The sequence below is a fragment of the Pseudohongiella acticola genome, from assembly GCF_001758195.1.
Lineage (GTDB): Bacteria > Pseudomonadota > Gammaproteobacteria > Pseudomonadales > Pseudohongiellaceae > Pseudohongiella > Pseudohongiella acticola.
Genome location: NZ_MASR01000001.1, coordinates 1561976 through 1578464, shown reverse-complemented (window position 1 = coordinate 1578464; position 16489 = coordinate 1561976). Strand labels below are relative to the sequence as shown.

The window sequence follows — 16489 nt, the reverse complement described above, 5'->3', positions numbered from 1 at the left end:
TGCAATATTATCGCGAGCGGGCGAAATAATCGATACTATTTTACCGTAATGCCTGTTGCCGTCTTGTGACTGACTGACGGCAATGGTTATTCTGGGTTAGACTTGCGGCCCTGATTTTCCAAGGAAACGATATGATCATCCCGGTAATTCTGGCTGGTGGCGTTGGATCCCGCCTGTGGCCACTCTCGCGCCAGCTTAACCCCAAGCAGTTTATCGCATTTTCCGCTTCCGCTACCGATGTCGATAGCCAGACCCTGTTCCAGGCAACGCTGGCGAGGCTTGACGGCATCACCGGGTTGGCCGCTCCCATCGTGATATGCAATGAAGAGCACCGCTTTCTGGTCGCCGAGCAACTGCGGGTGCTGGGGATAAACAATGCCAGTATCCTGCTTGAGCCCGAAGGGCGCAACACCGCGCCTGCGGTTACGCTCGCCAGCCTGCTCGCCGCCCGCCATGCTGAATTGCAGACGGTGCCTGGTTCACATGAGTCCGATGAGCCGGTTCTTTTGGTGTTGCCAGCCGATCATATCATTCGCGATCCAGCCATTTTCCGTCGATGCGTAGAGACCGGTGCTGAGCAGGCAAGGGCCGGCCGCCTGGTCACCTTTGGTATTGAGGCCAGCTATCCTGAAACCGGTTATGGTTATGTCAAACGCGATACATCAGGTGACCGGCAGCAAGGTCAGAATCTGGCGCCAACGGGCGATGTAGACGCGTTTGCAGTGGCACGATTTGTCGAAAAGCCTGATGCCAAAACCGCCGCTGCCTATCTGGCTGATGGCTCCTATTACTGGAACAGTGGCATGTTTGTGTTCACGGCTGATAAATGGCTGCAGGAGTTGACGCGTCTGCAACCCGAAATGGTGTCCGTGTGCCGGGACGCCTGCCAGCAGACGCATCAGGATGGCGATTTTGTCAGAATCGATGCCGACGTATTTGCCAGCTGCCCAGCGGATTCAATCGACTACGCAGTGATGGAGAAAACCGCCGATGCCGTTGTCATACCGATGTCTGCGGCGTGGAGTGACATGGGCGCCTGGAGTGCGCTCTGGGACGTCAGTGAGCACAAGACCGAAGATAACAACGTGGTCATAGGTGATGTGCACTGTGTAGACGTCAAAGACAGTTATCTGCGATCGGAATCACGGCTGGTGACGGCGGTTGGCATTGAAAATGCAGTCATCGTGGAAACTGCTGATGCTGTGCTGGTGGCAAACAAGGATCAGGTACAGAACGTCAAACAGATTGTGCAATGGCTGGAGCAGCAGGAACGCCCGGAAGCCGTCAGCCATACGCTGGTGTACAGGCCCTGGGGGTCTTACGAAAGCCTGGCGCATGGGCCGGGGTTTCAGGTCAAACATATCAGGGTCCGTCCTGGTGCAGCCCTGTCCTTGCAGATGCACCATCATAGGGCAGAGCACTGGGTGGTGATCAGCGGCGAGGCAACGGTGACCTGTGACGAGCGCGTTTTTACACTGACAGCCAATCAGTCAACGTTTCTGCCGCTGGGCTGCAAGCACCGGCTGCAGAACAACAGTGATGAATGGATTGAATTGATTGAAGTTCAGACCGGAGATTATCTGGGTGAAGACGATATCGTCAGATTTGAGGATGTGTACGGTCGCGTCCCGACCGTCAAATAAAGGAGTTTACTCGCGATGATCAAGAAATGTCTGTTTCCTGCGGCCGGTTACGGTACCCGCTTTCTGCCCGTCACCAAGGCCATGCCCAAGGAAATGTTGCCGTTGGTAAACAAACCTCTGATTCAGTACGGCGTCGAGGAGGCGCTGGCTGCTGGTATGGCGGGGATCGCCATTGTGACTGGCCGCGGCAAGCGCGCGATTGAAGATCACTTCGATATCAGTTTTGAGCTTGAAGCCCAGATTGCCGGCACCTCAAAAGAGGACGCCCTGAAAGAAGTGCGTCATGTCATGAAAGAGTGCACGTTCTCTTATACCCGGCAGGTGCAGATGAAGGGCCTGGGACACGCCATCCTCACCGGCGAAACCCTGATTGGCAACGAGCCTTTTGGTGTGGTGCTGGCAGATGACTATTGTGTCACCGAGGCCGACGGCGTGCTGGCGCAAATGGTGGCCCTGTATGAAAAGTATCAATGCAGCATTGTTGCCATTGAAGAAGTCCCGCGTGAGGAAACATACAAATACGGGGTGATCGACGGTGACGAGGTTGAGCCCGGCGTTTTCCGCATCAGCCAGATGGTGGAGAAACCTGAGCCAGAAGATGCCCCGTCCAATCTTGCCATCATAGGGCGTTACATTCTCACGCCGGACATTTTTGACATCCTTCGAACCACACCTCCTGGCCGAAACGGGGAGCTGCAGATTACCGATGCCCTGATGACACAGGCAGAGCAGGGCAAAGTGCTTGGGTTCCGCTTCAAGGGCAAGCGCTTTGACTGCGGCAGCGTCGAAGGTTTTGTTGAAGCCACCAACTACAATTACCAGAACATCTATTCGCGCCGCTGAGCGTTGGCGAGGGTTTGATATGGACATTAGCTGTTTCAAAGCGTACGACATCCGGGGCCGGGTGCCTGATCAGCTAAATGCTGACATTGCCTATCGCATAGGTCGCGCTTATGCGGCCTATCTTGAGCCCAGGGACGTGGTTGTAGGGCATGATATCCGGCTCAGCAGCCGTGAGCTGTGTGATGCGCTGATACGCGGTTTGACCGAGGGCGGTGCCGACGTTATTGATATTGGTCAGTGCGGCACCGAAGAAATCTATTTTGCCACCTCCCACCTGAAAACGGCAGGCGGTATTGTGGTCACTGCCAGTCACAACCCGATGGACTACAACGGCATGAAGCTGGTGCGCGAGGGTTCGCGTCCGATCAGTGGTGACACCGGCCTGCATGACATCAAACGGCTGGCCGAGGCGGGCGAGTTCCCAGCGCTCGGCGCCATCGGAAGTCTGCGTCAGGAAGATACTCGAGACGCGTATATTGCGCATTTGCTGTCATACATTGACGTTGCTGCATTGAAGCCTTTGCGGCTGGTGATCAATGCCGGCAATGGCGGCGCGGGCCCGGTGGCTGACGCGCTGGCTGCAAAACTGCCATTTGAGTTTGTGCGTGTCCATCATGAGCCTGATGGTCATTTTCCCAACGGTGTGCCCAATCCGCTGCTGGAAGAAAATCGCGCGCCTACGATTGATGCCATCAAGGCCAACAAGGCTGATATGGGTATCGCCTGGGATGGCGATTTTGACCGGTGCTTCTTTTTTGATGAAAACGGCGACTTCGTCGAGGGCTACTACATTGTCGGTCTGTTGGCGCAAAGTTTTCTGGAGTTTGAGGCGGGTGCCAGAATTATCCATGATCCCCGGCTGACGTGGAATACCATTGAAATCTGCGAGCAACTGGGCGGCAAAGCTGTGCAGTGCAAAACCGGACACGCGTTCATCAAGGAGCGTATGCGTCAGGAAGACGCAGCCTACGGTGGCGAGATGAGCGCGCATCACTACTTCCGTGATTTTGCCTATTGTGACAGTGGCATGATTCCCTGGCTGTTAGTATGTGACCTGATATCCCGCAAAGGCAAACCCTTGTCACAACTGGTTGCCGAACGCATGGCCGCATTCCCTGCCAGTGGCGAGATCAATCGTACTGTCGCTGATGCCGCGGCCTTGCTGGCTGCGGTCGAGAAAGTGTACGCGCCACAGGCGAAGGCGGTGGATCGTACCGATGGGCTCAGCATGGAGTTCGAGCAATGGCGTTTCAACATGCGCATGTCTAACACCGAGCCCGTTGTGCGGCTGAATGTCGAGTCACGCCGGGACACAGCGCTGATGCAGGCAAAAACGGCAGAGCTGCTGGCGCTTATGCAGCCCTGACCATACGGTAGCGAATCTCGTCTTCGGTCTCGATGACAAAACCCAGGCGGTGGTAGAAACGGAAAGCGGGGTTGATTTTTAACACACTAAGGCGAACGGGCAGATCCACGCTGTCTGCCTGTTTCAGCACTTCTGTCATGATGGTTGACCCGTAACCCTGGCGTTGCCAGGCTGGGTCAACAAGCAGCATCTCCAGGTAAAGGTGGTCGGCTTTCTGCTTCAGACAGTAGCCACCAATGTCCACGCCAGCGGGTTGTTCTGGGTCGACCGTTTCCAGCGTCTGCGTTGCCGTACTGGCAATGATAAAGCTTGAGGGCGGCAGGTTGGCATAGAAGCTGTGTTCCTGAAACAGTTCATTCCAGCCCCAGGTTCGGGTTATGTAGGACTGCATGCCGGTCTTGAATATCTGGTATGCCCAGTCCATTTCCCAGGGTTGCGCCTTGCGATAAGTCAGGCTGTGATTTTTGTTGCTGGCCAAAGTCACTGTATCAGGAGCCGCTTTTTGTCAGGAGTTGCGATGTCAGAAGTCACTGTGTCAGATTCGATGAGGCATCGCTGGTGCCAATCGGGCTTGCCAGCCTGCGTTTCCAGCCCAGCTGTTTTTCAATGGCACTGATCAATGCGCCTGCAAGGTCTTTGCCGCAGACATCTTCCATGTCATCCAGTGATGGCGAGCTGCTGACTTCCAGCAGCAATGGTCCCTTGCGTGCGCGGATAATATCAACGCCGGCGACCCGCAGGCCCATGCTTTTGGCGGCCTTAATGGCGATTCTGCGTTCTTCGCTGCTGATGCGCGCGGCAACGATGCTGGTGCCGTGCTGTTTGTTGCTGCGGAATTGACCGGGCAGTGCCTGCCGCTCTACGGCACAGGCAACTTTATTGTCGACCACCAGCAGGCGTAACGACTTGCCGTCCGCTTCCTTGACATATTCCTGTACCAGCAGGTTCGCCTGCAGCGACTTGAATGCATTGATCAGACTTTCGGCTGCGGTTTTCGACTCTGCCAATACCACGCCTCGCCGTTGTGGGCCTTCCAGCAGTTTTACCACCAGGGGCGCGCCATTGACCATGTCGATAAGATCATCAGAATCAAGCGGGCTGTCGGCAAAACCGGTGGTAGGAATGGGCAGGCCCTGCTGCAGCAAATGTTGCAACGAATGCAGCTTGTCCCGGGAATGACTGATGGCCGCAGCGCTGTTCAGTGAGTAGATACCCAGATTTTCGAACTGGCGGACCAGTGCGCAGCCATAAAATGTGAGATCCGGCCTGATGCGCGGGATAACGGCATCAAGTCCATTCAGCAGGCGACCACCGCGGTAGTGAATCTCCGGATGCTCGGCATCCAGTTTTATGTAGCACTGCCGTACATCGTAGAAACGTATTCGGTGTCCGCGCTCCTCGCCCGCTTCCATGATGCGTTGGTTGCTGGGCAAATCCGGATTGCTGGCGAGCAGGCCGATACGCAGCCCCGACGTCTCGCGCGTGTGTTCCTGATACATCGCCTCAATCTGTTTGCTCTTTATATCTCCGCCCAGAAAACCCGCCGCGGGGTCCACCAGAATGCGACCGTTCATGGCCTCTCTTCCCAGCAGCATGCGATACCCCATGGAGTCGCGATTGGTCAGCGTCAGTTCAATGTCCCACTGTTCGCTGCGGTGTTGCAGGCTGGTTCGCACAACGTAGCGTTTCTCGCCGATGCCGCTGGAGCTTTTGATCACTCGTTTGTCAATGACTTCGGCTTCACAGCGAATAATTGTGCGCCGGTTGTTTTGTAACGGATGTACTTCAAAGCTGACCCAGGAGCTGCCCGCCCGCAGGAACGGGCGGATGTTGAAGGCGTGCAGGGAGGATGTCTTGGCACCTGAGTCGACGCGAACCTTGACCGCCGGGATGCCCAGCGTCGGCAATGCGCACCACTCTTCACTGCCAACGATGATCTTGTCAGCACTGTTGGCAGGATGATTTTCCTGTGTTGTCATGTTGTGCTCCCGGCCTGGCGCAGACAGAGTCCGATCAAGGCCTGACTTGACGGATCCAGTGTCTGGGCGGCTGCTTCGTCGCCATTCAGCGCAGCGAATGCAGACGCGCTGAGTTGCTTGCCAATTTCGACGCCCCATTGATCGAAGGCGTTAATGTTCCAGGCCACACTTTGCACGAAGACCTTGTGCTCATACAAGGCGATCAGGCTGCCAAGATTAAATGCGTTCAAATTGTCGAGCAAAAACGTGGTGCTGGGCCGATTGCCTGGAACAGCCTTGTGTTTCGCCAGGCTGGCCGCACGGGCGCCGTCTTCGCCAGCGCCCAGCAGTTCCTGTTCTGCCTGCTGACTGGTTTTGCCTTCCATCAGGGCGCGACTCTGGCTGAAACAGTTGGCCAGCAGGTGCTGGTGTTGCTGCAGGTTATCAGCGACACTCGGGCTGGCGATAGCAATAAAGTCGGCGGGCACAAACCCGGTTCCCTGGTGCAATAACTGATGAAATGAGTGCTGGCCGTTGGTGCCGGCGCTGCCCCAGATCACCGGGCCGGTACTGATAGCGACAGCTTCGCCGTCGCGGTCGACAGACTTGCCCAGGCTTTCCATTTCCAGTTGCTGCAGAAATCCCGGCAACAGCTCTAGGTCCTGTGCATAAGGCAGGACGGCATGGCTGCCGGCATCCCAGAAGTTGCGATACCAGACTGCAAGCAGCCCCATCAGCACAGGTACATTGGAGGCAAGAGGTGTGGTTGCCACGTGCTGGTCAACCAGTTCGGCACCGGCAAGCAGTTCGCGGAACCGGGGCATGCCGACGGCCATGGCTATGGGCAAGCCGATGGCTGACCAGAGTGAAAAGCGTCCGCCAACCCAATCCCATACGGGGAATACCTGACTGGCCTCAATGCCAAAGTCGACGGCGGCCTGTTTGTTTGCTGATACGGCAATGAAGTGTTTGTGCAGGTTGACCCTGACCTGTTCCTGATCATCAGCCGCAGCGATCAGCCAGCGTCTGGCCTGTCCGGCGTTCTGCATGGTTTCCAGTGTGCCAAATGACTTTGAGGCCACCACAAATAACGTGGTTTCAGGGTTCAGTTGGGACAGGCAGTTGCTCAAATGTGCCGGGTCAACATTGGATACAAAATGGCTGCGAATGCCATCCAGGTGGTTTGCCCGCAGTGCCCGGGTGACCATGGCAGGACCCAGGTCGGAGCCGCCGATGCCAATGTTCACCACATCGCGAATGATCTTCCCGGAGTAGCCGCGCCAGGTGCCCGAATGCACCGCGTCAACCAGCGTCTGCATTCGGGCCAGAGCGTCGTCGACGTCCGGTTTGATGTCGGGGTGTGTCTCGACATCCAGCCCCCGCAGCGCCATGTGCAAGGCTGGTCTGCATTCGGTGTTGTTTACTGCATCGCCACGAAACAGATCTGTAATCGCCTGCGGTAAATCGACGGCTTCTGCCAACTGCACCAGCAACATCAGCGTTTGCGTCGTCAGCAGGTGTTTGGAGAAATCGACGTGGATGTTGCCGCAGGTAAGTCCCAATGTCGCAGATCGCTGGGGGTCTTGAGCAAACAGTTCAGTAATCCGCGTGCCCGAGTTGGAAAGCTGTGACTGATGAGCCTGAAGCTGACGCCATGCTTCCGTCTGGAGAGCCCTTACCATCGTACTGTCTGCCATGAGTGCGGTTAAATCAGTAAGTTATCTTATAATCCCCGGGTGTTCAATTGATCCTTTGCCGGGTTGATCGGGTTTTGATAAAAAAATGTTGCCGAACGATTTTTTCACTGTTAGTATGCGCGGCCTGAAAGTGTTGACCAAATGTCTACGGTCGCACGCTTTTGAAGACGCCGACATAGCTCAGCTGTGGTAGAGCAACTGACTTGTAATCAGTAGGTCCCGGGTTCGACTCCTGGTGTCGGCACCACTTTTCACAGGCGGCATTTTTCGCCAATGGCTCTTTTCTTTCTGCTAGTGGCACTTCTTCCGGCTAGTGACACTTTGTTGATGGTTATTCCCCTATAGGTCTCTTATGACCCTGTTCAAACATCGCATGACGGTTCGCGATTATGAATGTGATATGCAGGGTGTGGTGAACAACGCTGTTTACCAGAATTACCTTGAACACGCCCGGCATGAATTCCTCAAAACCCGCGGTCTCGATTTTGCCCGGCTTACCGCTGATGGCATCATCGTGGTTGTGGTGCGTGCTGAAATTGATTTTCTGCGCTCACTGCGCAGTGGCGACGCGTTTGAGGTCAGCGTCGCGCCGGTCAGGGAATCAAAAATCAGGTTGGCCTTTGAGCAGACCATTGTGCATGCTGAAACTGCGGAAATGATGCTGCGCGCGAGGGTCATTACGACCGCGGTTAATGAGCGGGGCCGCCCCTATCTGCCGACGGCATTACAGGTGTTGCTAGGCTGACGCTGTCGTGACCCGACCCGGTTTTGAGATGAAATTATCCTGACTTCGACCTCGCAAATGTGAATTAGTTCATTTTTGTCAGTCAATATGACGATATGCATATTCCAATGTGAGCACCGCTGTGGTAAAAATGCCCGGTACTGTGGTGTTACAAATTGTAATGGTGACGTCACAACTAAAATAAATATCTACTGTATAGGGCGTTGACGACTGATTTGCAGGTTAAAAATTTGGCGCGGCCCCTACAATCAAAGGTGAGAAACTGATGATAAAAAATACAAAACTAAGCCGGGCTATCCAGCTGGCCATGCTGTCGGGTGCGTACACCGTAGGCATGGGGGCGATGTCTGTAGCCCAGGCTCAGCCGGAAGTTGCGGAACTCGAAGAAGTGGTTGTTACCGGGTCGCGTATTACCAGCCCGAACCTGACTCTGTCGAGCCCAGTAGCGTCAGTTGACGCTGAAACCATTGAACTGCGTCAGGTCAACGTTGTTGAAGAATTCCTGCGTGAAATTCCAGGTGTAGTACCCAACATTGGCGCCTCAGTAAACAACGGTAACGGTGGTTCTACGTTTATCGATCTGCGTGGCCTTGGCAGCAATCGTAACATCACCCTGCTGAACGGCACTCGCGTTGTGCCAGCCGACCTTCAGGGTCGCACAAACCTTGACATCATCCCGGTAGCGCTGCTTGAGCGTGTAGACGTACTGACTGGCGGTGCGGGCACTGCTTACGGTGCCGACGCTATCTCCGGTGTTATCAACTTCCGCACCCGTACCGATTTTGAAGGCTTGGACATCCGTGTTTCTCAAGCCGATACATTTGAAGGTGGTGGCGAATCAAACCGTTTCGATCTGACACTGGGTGGCAACTTTGACGACAACCGTGGTAACGCTGTTATCAGCATGGGTTACACTGATCGTACAGCGCTGACTCAAGGTGAGCGTGACTACAGTATCGACAATATCTCGTCAATCAGCGGCAACGCTGGTGGTTCATCTACAACAATACCGACCCGCTTTACACTGCCGGGCGCTGAGACTGCTGATATTGCTGCTGTGGTGCCGGGCTACACGGGTGGCTTCCTGCAGTCGTCGCCAGACGGTTCCAGCCTCGAGCCGTATTATCAGGATTTTAACTTCAACCCGTTCAACCTCTTCCAGCTTCCTCTGGAGCAGTATCGTGCCTACGGCAGCGCGAACTACCAGCTGACAGATGATGTTGAGTGGTATTCTGAAATGCTGTTTGTGCAAAGCTCAAACATCACCAACCTTGCGCCCTCGGGCAGTTTCGGTTTTTCTGCCATGACGCCGCTGTCGAATCCGTTTATCGCGACTACGACGCGTAATCAGTTGTGTGGCGCGTACCAGATCAGTGCGGCTGAATGTTCTGCGGCTGCTGGCGCAACCGACCCAAGTGATCCTGCTTACCAGGAAGTGAATGTCAACTACGCGCGTCGTTTCCTTGAACTGGGTCCTCGTACCAATGAGCGCAAAACTACCGCGTGGCAGTTCAAAACCGGCGCCCGTGGCGATCTCACTGACACCCTGTCATGGGACCTGTTCTACGCCACCGGTCAATCTGACCTGCGTCAGCAGCAGGGTGGTAACGGTACTCGGTCACGTCTGACTCAGGCCGTTCGCGCCACTAATCCAGATACCTGTCTGGATACATCTGGCGGATGTGTGCCAATCGATCTCTGGGGTCCTCTGGGCAGCATTACACCAGAAGTTGGTCAATTCCTCGATGTGGGTAACGGCGGTTCTGAGTTCACCGAGCTTGATCAGTTCCAGGCCTTTGTCAGTGGTGACCTGCCATGGGCATTGCCTACCGTTGATGCGCCAATCTCAGGTGTTGTCGGTTACGAGCACCGCGACTACACGGCTGGCCTGACCAACGACCTGCTGACGCAGACACCGGGTGAAGTTCTGGGTAATGGTGCTGCCGCACCTAACACATTCGGCACATATGACGTGTCTGAATTCTTCCTCGAAGCCAACGTTCCAGTTCTGCAGAACATGGCATTGATCGAAGAGCTGACTCTCCAGCTCGGTTTCCGTTCTTCTGACTACTCGACTACGGGTGTTGAGGATACCTGGAAAATCGGCGGTACCTGGTCACCAACGGAAGATCTGCAATTCCGCGGTAACTTCCAGAAAGTAACGCGTGCACCTAACATCAGCGAGTTGTTCGATCCGGCCGTCACCGGCCTGGATAACTTCTCTTCTGACCCATGTGCTGGCGCTGCGCCTAACGGCAATCCAGATCTGCTGGCCGTGTGTCTGGCTCAAGGCGCGCCTTCCAATACGATCGGCAGTATCATTGTCGATCCAGCTGGTCAGGTGAACGTGACTACCGGTGGTAACCCCGATCTGGCAGCTGAAGATGCGGAAACCTGGACAATTGGTGCGATCTGGCAGCCATCAGCGATTCCCGGCCTTTCATTGACGCTGGATTACTACAGCATCATGGTTGAGGACGCGATTACTGATCCGACACCGGATGACGTATTCTCAGCCTGTTTCGGGCCTAACTTTGCTTCCGGCAGCATCGCTGTGTCAGGTGCATCCGCTTCAAACCCGGCCTGTACTGGTATCCGTCGTAACCCTGAAACCGGCAACCTGTTCGGCAACGTTGCCACAACAGCTGGTCTGCCACTGGTGCTGAGCAACCAGGGTACGTTGGAAACTTCCGGTATCGACGCGACTGCAAGCTACACGTTTGATCTCGGTGGTATTGGGTCGCTGAGCTACAACGGCAGCCTTAACTGGACTGAGCAGTCTCTGTTCCAGGCCAGCCCGACCGGCCTGAATCGTGAGTGCACCGGCTTCTACAGCGGCAACTGTGCATCACCCCAGCCTGACTTCATGGCGAACCAGCGTGCCACGCTGCAGACCAATGTACTGGACCGCAACGTGGATGTGTCACTGCTGTGGAGATACCTGTCTGAGATGGACGTTGAGCCCGGTTCTGGTACCTACCAGCCCCAGTTCAGGTCTATGGACGCAGCCAACTACTTTGACCTGACAGTGCGTGGTAGCGTCACTGAAGAGTTTGAAGTGACATTGGGCATCCTCAACCTGGCTGACCGCGAGCCTGACGTTGTCGGTTCCAACATCGGTGCTACTGCCTACAATACAGGTAACGTGTACCCGTCTACGTACGATCCATTGGGTCGCCGTTATTCCCTGACATTGCGCTACAGCATGTAAGGGGATTCAGCCGGGTTTAACCCGGCTCGAACAAAAAAGGCGAACTTCGGTTCGCCTTTTTTTATTCCTTCGAATCGTGCTCCAGCAAAAATCCCCCACTACCGTCAGCCACTACAATCAGCAACTTCCAGGTCAGTTTGCACGCCTGAGCAGGCGCTCAACAAACTCGGGTACCACGGTACTTGCCGGGCCACAGATGTGTTCGTCAAACGCAGCGTTGGTTGATTCCAGGTTCAGCTCTACGGTGTGCGCACCATGGTCACGTGCCAGTTCAAAAAAACCGGCGGCCGGGTAGACGTTGCCGGACGTGCCGATGGCAACAAAGAGGTCGCACTGTTCCAGTGCCTTGCTGATTTTGGCCATGGCCAGCGGAATTTCACCAAACCAGACCACGTGTGGGCGCAGGTTGCCAGGTTCGCGGCAGCACCGGCAACAAGTATCCAATGTCAGGTCTTCGCGTGTATCAAAGATCAGTCCGCTTTGCTCGCAGCGAATTTTTAGTAGCTCGCCATGCATATGCACCAGGGCCTGACTGCCCGCGCGTTCATGCAGGTTGTCGATATTCTGCGTGACCAGCAGAAAGTCATGCTCTGGGCGATCGACAACAGTGTGTTCCAGTCGCGCCAGCGCACTGTGCGCCGGGTTGGGGCGAATGTCCGTGTCCAGCAGCCTTTGGCGCCGGTCGTTGTAGAACTGGTGCACCGCCACCGGGTTGGCGGCAAAACCCTCTGGCGTTGCTACGTCCTCGATGCGGTGATTCTCCCACAGACCGTCGCTGGCTCTGAAAGTCTGGATGCCGGACTCGGCGGAAATGCCGGCGCCGGTTAACACCACGATGCGTCTGGCTGCTGCCATAAATGTCTGCTGCCTTTTTATACTGTTTTGTCTTGTTCTATCTTGTTCTGTCGTGCGTGCATTGCTGTGTAGCAATGGCATTATGGCCTGTTAACCCCGCCAGTCTCAAGCCAGGGGATGAAGCAAACCAATGGTGACGGTATACTACTGCCAATATTCGAGGAGCAAATTTATGTCTATTCCCGCTATTGGCAAGTCAGCACCGGCATTCAGGTTGCAGGATCAGGACGCAAACACGGTTGCGCTGGCTGATTTCAAGGGCAAAAAGAATGTCATTCTGTACTTTTATCCCAAAGCCATGACACCCGGTTGCACGGTGCAGGCATGTGGCCTGCGAGACAGCGAGGCGGAGCTCGCCGCCCAGGACACGGTGGTTCTGGGTGTGAGTCCGGACCCGGTCAACAGGTTGCAGAAGTTCATCGACAAGGAGTCCCTGAATTTCAGCCTGCTATCCGATGAAGATCATGCTGTGGCCGACAAATACGGTGCCTGGGGCCTGAAAAAATTCATGGGCCGGGAATATGATGGCATCCTGCGCCAGACTTACATCATCGACAAGGACGGCAAGCTGCGGCATGTTATCAACAAGGTCAAAACCAAGACCCATCATGATGAAGTGCTGGGCTGGATCAGGGGCAACCTGTGAAGCTGAACTTTCGGCGGAATGGTGAAACCGGCGAACCCCTGCTTATATTGCACGGGCTGTTTGGCAGCCTGAGCAACTGGGCATGGCACAGTCGCAAGCTGGCCGATCACTACACCGTCTACGCCCTCGATCTGCGCAACCATGGTGGTTCACCGCATGACGATGCCATGTCCTATCCCGTCATGGCGCAGGACGTGCTCGCCTTCATGGAAGACCAGGGACTTGAGTCTGCGCATGTGCTGGGGCATTCGATGGGTGGAAAGGTTGCCATGCAGCTGGCCATGGATCATCCTGGACGCATCAGGCGTCTGGTGATCGCCGATATCGCACCGGTGAAGTACGGTGGTGAGCGTGGCGAGCATGATGAAATCTTTGACGGTATGTGCGCACTGGATGTTGAGGCGTTGACGAGCCGGTCGCAGGCAGAGCAGCAGCTGGCCTCCTGGGTTGAAGACGAAGTGGTCAGGCAGTTCCTGCTCAGCAATCTGACGCGAGACAGTGAAGGCAATTACAGTTGGCGTATCAACCTGCCGGTATTGCGAGACAGTTATCCGGCATTGCGGGACAAACCGGAAAGTGACGGTGTTTTCGACGGGGACGTACTGTTCATTCGAGGAGACCTGTCTGACTATATCAACACCTCGCACCGCGATGAAACCCTGCGACATTTTCCGCGTGCGACCATCAAAACGCTGATGCAGGCCGGCCATTGGCTGCATGCGGAAAAACCCGAAACGTTTAATCGTCTGGTACTCGACTTTCTCTCTGAAAACTCTTCCGGAAAACCACAGGCAAGCTCATGACTGTCCTCAGTGTCAATGTAAACAAGATCGCGTTGCTGCGAAATTCCCGCGGCACCAATTATCCTGATCTGCTGCATTTTGTGCGCAAAATCATCGGTCACGGTATCAAAGGGATTACTGTGCATCCGCGTCCGGATGAGCGACATATTACCCGACAGGATGCGCGTGATCTTGCTGCCTTTCTTAAGGACCATCCTGACGTGGAGTTCAATGTCGAGGGTTATCCTTCGTCTGATTTTATGGCGCTGATCGATGCCCTGCGACCGGCGCAATGTACGCTGGTGCCCGACGAACCGGGTCAACTGACCTCGGACCATGGCTGGCAGGTGGCAAAAAACCGGGAACTACTGGGTCAGGTCCTTCCCCTGTTGCGACAGTGGGGTGTGCGCAGCAGCCTGTTTCTGGATCCCGTGCCGGCAGCCGCTGAACTGGCAGCAGAAGTTGGCGCTGATCGAATCGAGTTATACACGGAACACTTTGCCCGCATTTTTGCTGCCGGCGATGGTGCGCAAACTCAGGCAGTATTGCAGGACTATTTAGAGACCGCCGACCGCGCCGTAGCGTGCGGTCTGGGGGTAAACGCTGGTCATGACCTCAATCTGGACAACCTGGCGCTGTTTCTGTCAGGCGGTCAGGTGCTGGAGGTATCCATCGGTCATGCATTGGTTGTCGAATCTCTGGAGCTGGGCATGGACGAAGTGTTGCGCCGCTATCAGGCGATAATCGCAGCAGCGCCGGCGCCCGATCTGAGTAGCGCCAGCCGTGGCGGATAAACAACCGGTCTTTTACGGCTACTGGATTATTGCGGCTGCCTTTGTCACCCAGTTTGTGGCCGTTGGTCTGCAGAATTACATTATCGGTCCGTTCACGATTCCAATGACCGAAACCTTCGACTGGACACGTGCCGAATTCACCTCGGCGCGTTCCATCGGACAGATGGTGGCGGCATTTACCGGCTTTTTTATTGGCGCCGGCGTTGATAAATACGGCGGCCGACCGTTTATCCTTTTCGGCCTGATTGTTCTTTCAATTGCCGTTTACTTTCTGGGCAGCGTTCAGACCTTGACGCAGTGGGTGCTGATCAACGGTGTCATCCTGACCATCGGTGCAGCCATGATTGGCAACCTGGTGGTTAATGTCACGCTGGGCAAATGGTTTGTCGAGCGCCGGGGGCGGGCGGTTGCTCTGGCGGCCATGGGAATATCACTGAGCGGGGTATTATTGCCGCCTCTGACGACCTGGCTGGTTGATATGTTCGGCTGGCGGCAGGCATGGCACGTGCTGGGTATTGGTGCTGCCGTGTTGACGCTGCCAGCCGCACTGGTTATTCGCCGCAGCCCGGAAGACTATGCCATGAACCCGGATGGACACACGGCCGATGAAATGGCGTCAGAAATGGGTGACAAGGCACGCCTGGACTTTGCCAGTTCGATGACGCGGCGCCAGGCCATGCGCACGGGACGCTTTTATGCGCTGGTGGTGGCCTTTGGTCTGTTCCAGATTTCGATTACGGTGATGTTGTTGCAGACTGTGCCGTTCATGACCGATGCCGGTTATTCGCGCATTGTTGCCGCCTCCATGATTTCTCTGAGTTCGATACCATCGTTTATCAGCAAACCATTCTGGGGGCTGTTCATCGATCGCTACAGCGCCCGGCCACTGGCAGCCATCGGTGCTGGCATCACCGGCTTTTCGCTGATCATCATTGTGTTGGCGGTGCAGGCGCAGAACGATTTTCTGGTCTATGCCGCATTTCTGATCATGGGGGTGGGCTGGGGTGGATTGATCCCGCTGCAGGAGGTGATCTGGGCCACGTTTTTTGGCCGTCGTTATCTGGGAGCTGTGCGTGCCACAGCGATGCCGTTCACCTTCGCTATGACCGCATTGGGGCCTGTGCTGGCTGCCGCTTACTATGACCGCTTCGGCAACTATGACAATGCCTTTCTACTGATGGCGTTCTGTAATCTGGGGGCGGCCGTGATGCTGATGCTGATGTCGGATCAGAGACCTGTGATCAGGGTGAAACCTCTGCCCTGAGTACTTGCTGAAGCACCGGCCAGACGGAGTCGACTATCATCGGTTGCGCCTCGGCCGTGGGGTGAATGCCATCGTCCTGCATCAGGGCGGCATTGTCGGCAATACCTTCAAGCAGGAAGGGGATACGTACCAGGTCATATTGTTCTGCCAGCTCTTCATACTGTGCGTAGAACGGCGCTGTGTAGCGAGGGCCATAATTGGGTGGAATCTGGATGCCGGCCAATATCACCTGGGCACCGGCCTGCTGACTTAGCTGAATCATGTGTTCGAGGTTCTCGCGGATGCTGGTCACAGGCAAGCCGCGCAGACCATCATTACCGCCCAGTTCCAGAATCACGATGTCCGGGCTGTGGGCGCTGAGCATGGCCGGCAGTCGGGCGCGGCCGCCGGCGGTGGTTTCGCCACTGACACTGCCGTTGACGACCTGCACCGGCGCGGGCTGGTCATGCAGGCGTTGTTGCAGGCGAGCGACCCAGCCGTCACGTTCTTCCATACGATAGGCGGCGCTCAGGCTGTCACCGAACACCAGCAGCACGCGAGTGTTGTCTGCTTCTGCATTGACGTTGCTGAAAACACCCGCGATCAGCAAAAGCAGGCCCAGCAGGGCGCCATACCGGGTGCGGTCGAGGCGAGCCGGTTGTGGTTGTGCTGGTATTTTGCAATTCAGGGCCATAGGGGTCATAAG

At 55.7% G+C, this 16489-nt stretch carries 14 protein-coding genes, 1 tRNA gene and 1 pseudogene; 10 read left to right on the top strand and 6 right to left on the bottom strand.

What is annotated here, in order from left to right:
- Positions 1-131 precede the first annotated feature (131 nt).
- Genes PHACT_RS06650 through PHACT_RS06640 form a run of 3 tightly spaced genes read left to right on the top strand, consistent with a single transcriptional unit; the run spans position 132 to position 3852 of the window.
- Complete coding sequence (locus PHACT_RS06650; protein WP_070116466.1) at positions 132-1643, top strand: mannose-1-phosphate guanylyltransferase/mannose-6-phosphate isomerase; 1512 nt, start codon at positions 132-134, stop codon at positions 1641-1643.
- A gap of 15 nt (positions 1644-1658) precedes the next feature.
- Entirely contained in the window at positions 1659-2486 is an 828-nt protein-coding gene (gene galU, locus PHACT_RS06645; protein ID WP_070116465.1) for a UTP--glucose-1-phosphate uridylyltransferase GalU, read from the top strand.
- 19 nt (positions 2487-2505) lie between these two features.
- Positions 2506-3852 (top strand): phosphohexomutase domain-containing protein, encoded by a 1347-nt coding sequence (locus tag PHACT_RS06640; protein WP_070116464.1) that lies wholly within the window; start codon positions 2506-2508, stop codon positions 3850-3852.
- On the opposite strand, the gene PHACT_RS06635 is transcribed toward PHACT_RS06640, so the two are convergent.
- The 4 genes and pseudogenes from PHACT_RS06635 to pgi all read right to left on the bottom strand — a co-directional run bounded on the left by PHACT_RS06635 (position 3839) and on the right by pgi (position 7507).
- The gene (locus PHACT_RS06635; RefSeq protein WP_070116463.1) at positions 3839-4330 is read right to left on the bottom strand and encodes a GNAT family N-acetyltransferase; all 492 of its coding nucleotides are present in this window, start codon (positions 4328-4330) and stop codon (positions 3839-3841) included. The genes PHACT_RS06640 and PHACT_RS06635 overlap by 14 nt on opposite strands.
- Before the next feature lie 49 nt (positions 4331-4379).
- Positions 4380-5318 carry a 30S ribosomal protein S6--L-glutamate ligase gene (rimK, locus tag PHACT_RS16670; RefSeq protein ID WP_317622275.1) on the bottom strand — a complete coding sequence of 313 codons (939 nt, stop codon included), beginning with the start codon at positions 5316-5318 and terminating at the stop codon, positions 4380-4382.
- A gap of 84 nt (positions 5319-5402) precedes the next feature.
- A pseudogene (locus PHACT_RS16665) lies at positions 5403-5831 on the bottom strand (ATP-dependent zinc protease family protein); the annotation flags it as partial.
- The gene (pgi, locus tag PHACT_RS06625; protein WP_070116461.1) at positions 5828-7507 is read right to left on the bottom strand and encodes a glucose-6-phosphate isomerase; all 1680 of its coding nucleotides are present in this window, start codon (positions 7505-7507) and stop codon (positions 5828-5830) included. The pseudogene PHACT_RS16665 and the gene pgi, both read right to left, overlap by 4 nt.
- 169 nt (positions 7508-7676) lie before the next feature.
- On the opposite strand from pgi, the gene PHACT_RS06620 reads away from it, so the two are divergent.
- The 3 genes from PHACT_RS06620 to PHACT_RS06610 all read left to right on the top strand — a co-directional run bounded on the left by PHACT_RS06620 (position 7677) and on the right by PHACT_RS06610 (position 11463).
- Positions 7677-7754, top strand: a tRNA-Thr gene (locus PHACT_RS06620).
- Between the two features lie 105 nt (positions 7755-7859).
- Positions 7860-8252 (top strand): acyl-CoA thioesterase, encoded by a 393-nt coding sequence (locus PHACT_RS06615; RefSeq protein ID WP_070116460.1) that lies wholly within the window; start codon positions 7860-7862, stop codon positions 8250-8252.
- Positions 8253-8517: 265 nt separating this feature from the next.
- The gene (locus PHACT_RS06610; RefSeq protein WP_070116459.1) at positions 8518-11463 is read left to right on the top strand and encodes a TonB-dependent receptor domain-containing protein; all 2946 of its coding nucleotides are present in this window, start codon (positions 8518-8520) and stop codon (positions 11461-11463) included.
- Between the two features lie 132 nt (positions 11464-11595).
- Here PHACT_RS06610 and cobB read toward each other — a convergent pair whose 3' ends face one another.
- Positions 11596-12399, bottom strand: a complete 804-nt coding sequence (cobB, locus tag PHACT_RS06605) for a Sir2 family NAD+-dependent deacetylase (protein ID WP_083264396.1) — start codon at positions 12397-12399, stop codon at positions 11596-11598.
- A 91-nt stretch (positions 12400-12490) separates the two neighbouring features.
- Between cobB and bcp the strand changes: the two genes are divergently transcribed.
- The 4 genes from bcp to PHACT_RS06585 are packed head-to-tail and all read left to right on the top strand — an operon-like array spanning position 12491 to position 15804.
- Positions 12491-12964: a thioredoxin-dependent thiol peroxidase gene (gene bcp / locus PHACT_RS06600; RefSeq protein ID WP_070116457.1), complete on the top strand. Its 474-nt coding sequence runs from the start codon at positions 12491-12493 to the stop codon at positions 12962-12964.
- Complete coding sequence (locus PHACT_RS06595; protein ID WP_070116456.1) at positions 12961-13767, top strand: alpha/beta fold hydrolase; 807 nt, start codon at positions 12961-12963, stop codon at positions 13765-13767. The genes bcp and PHACT_RS06595 overlap by 4 nt, the downstream gene beginning before the upstream one ends.
- Positions 13764-14540 carry a pyridoxine 5'-phosphate synthase gene (locus tag PHACT_RS06590; RefSeq protein WP_070116455.1) on the top strand — a complete coding sequence of 259 codons (777 nt, stop codon included), beginning with the start codon at positions 13764-13766 and terminating at the stop codon, positions 14538-14540. Before PHACT_RS06595 ends, PHACT_RS06590 begins: the two co-directional genes overlap by 4 nt.
- Entirely contained in the window at positions 14530-15804 is a 1275-nt protein-coding gene (locus PHACT_RS06585) for an MFS transporter (protein WP_070116454.1), read from the top strand. The genes PHACT_RS06590 and PHACT_RS06585 overlap by 11 nt, the downstream gene beginning before the upstream one ends.
- Here the strand turns inward: PHACT_RS06585 and PHACT_RS06580 are convergent.
- The gene (locus PHACT_RS06580; RefSeq protein WP_083264593.1) at positions 15782-16477 is read right to left on the bottom strand and encodes an arylesterase; all 696 of its coding nucleotides are present in this window, start codon (positions 16475-16477) and stop codon (positions 15782-15784) included. The genes PHACT_RS06585 and PHACT_RS06580 overlap by 23 nt on opposite strands.
- Positions 16478-16489 lie beyond the last annotated feature (12 nt).

Coding starts and splice junctions, on each gene's coding strand:
- PHACT_RS06610 (WP_070116459.1), top strand. CDS start 8,518: ATGATAAAAAATACAAAACTAAGCCGGGCTATCCAGCTGGCCATGCTG.
- pgi (WP_070116461.1), bottom strand. CDS start 7,507: ATGGCAGACAGTACGATGGTAAGGGCTCTCCAGACGGAAGCATGGCGT.
- PHACT_RS06650 (WP_070116466.1), top strand. CDS start 132: ATGATCATCCCGGTAATTCTGGCTGGTGGCGTTGGATCCCGCCTGTGG.
- cobB (WP_083264396.1), bottom strand. CDS start 12,399: ATGCCATTGCTACACAGCAATGCACGCACGACAGAACAAGATAGAACA.
- PHACT_RS06580 (WP_083264593.1), bottom strand. CDS start 16,477: ATGGCCCTGAATTGCAAAATACCAGCACAACCACAACCGGCTCGCCTC.
- bcp (WP_070116457.1), top strand. CDS start 12,491: ATGTCTATTCCCGCTATTGGCAAGTCAGCACCGGCATTCAGGTTGCAG.
- PHACT_RS06590 (WP_070116455.1), top strand. CDS start 13,764: ATGACTGTCCTCAGTGTCAATGTAAACAAGATCGCGTTGCTGCGAAAT.
- PHACT_RS06640 (WP_070116464.1), top strand. CDS start 2,506: ATGGACATTAGCTGTTTCAAAGCGTACGACATCCGGGGCCGGGTGCCT.
- PHACT_RS06615 (WP_070116460.1), top strand. CDS start 7,860: ATGACCCTGTTCAAACATCGCATGACGGTTCGCGATTATGAATGTGAT.
- galU (WP_070116465.1), top strand. CDS start 1,659: ATGATCAAGAAATGTCTGTTTCCTGCGGCCGGTTACGGTACCCGCTTT.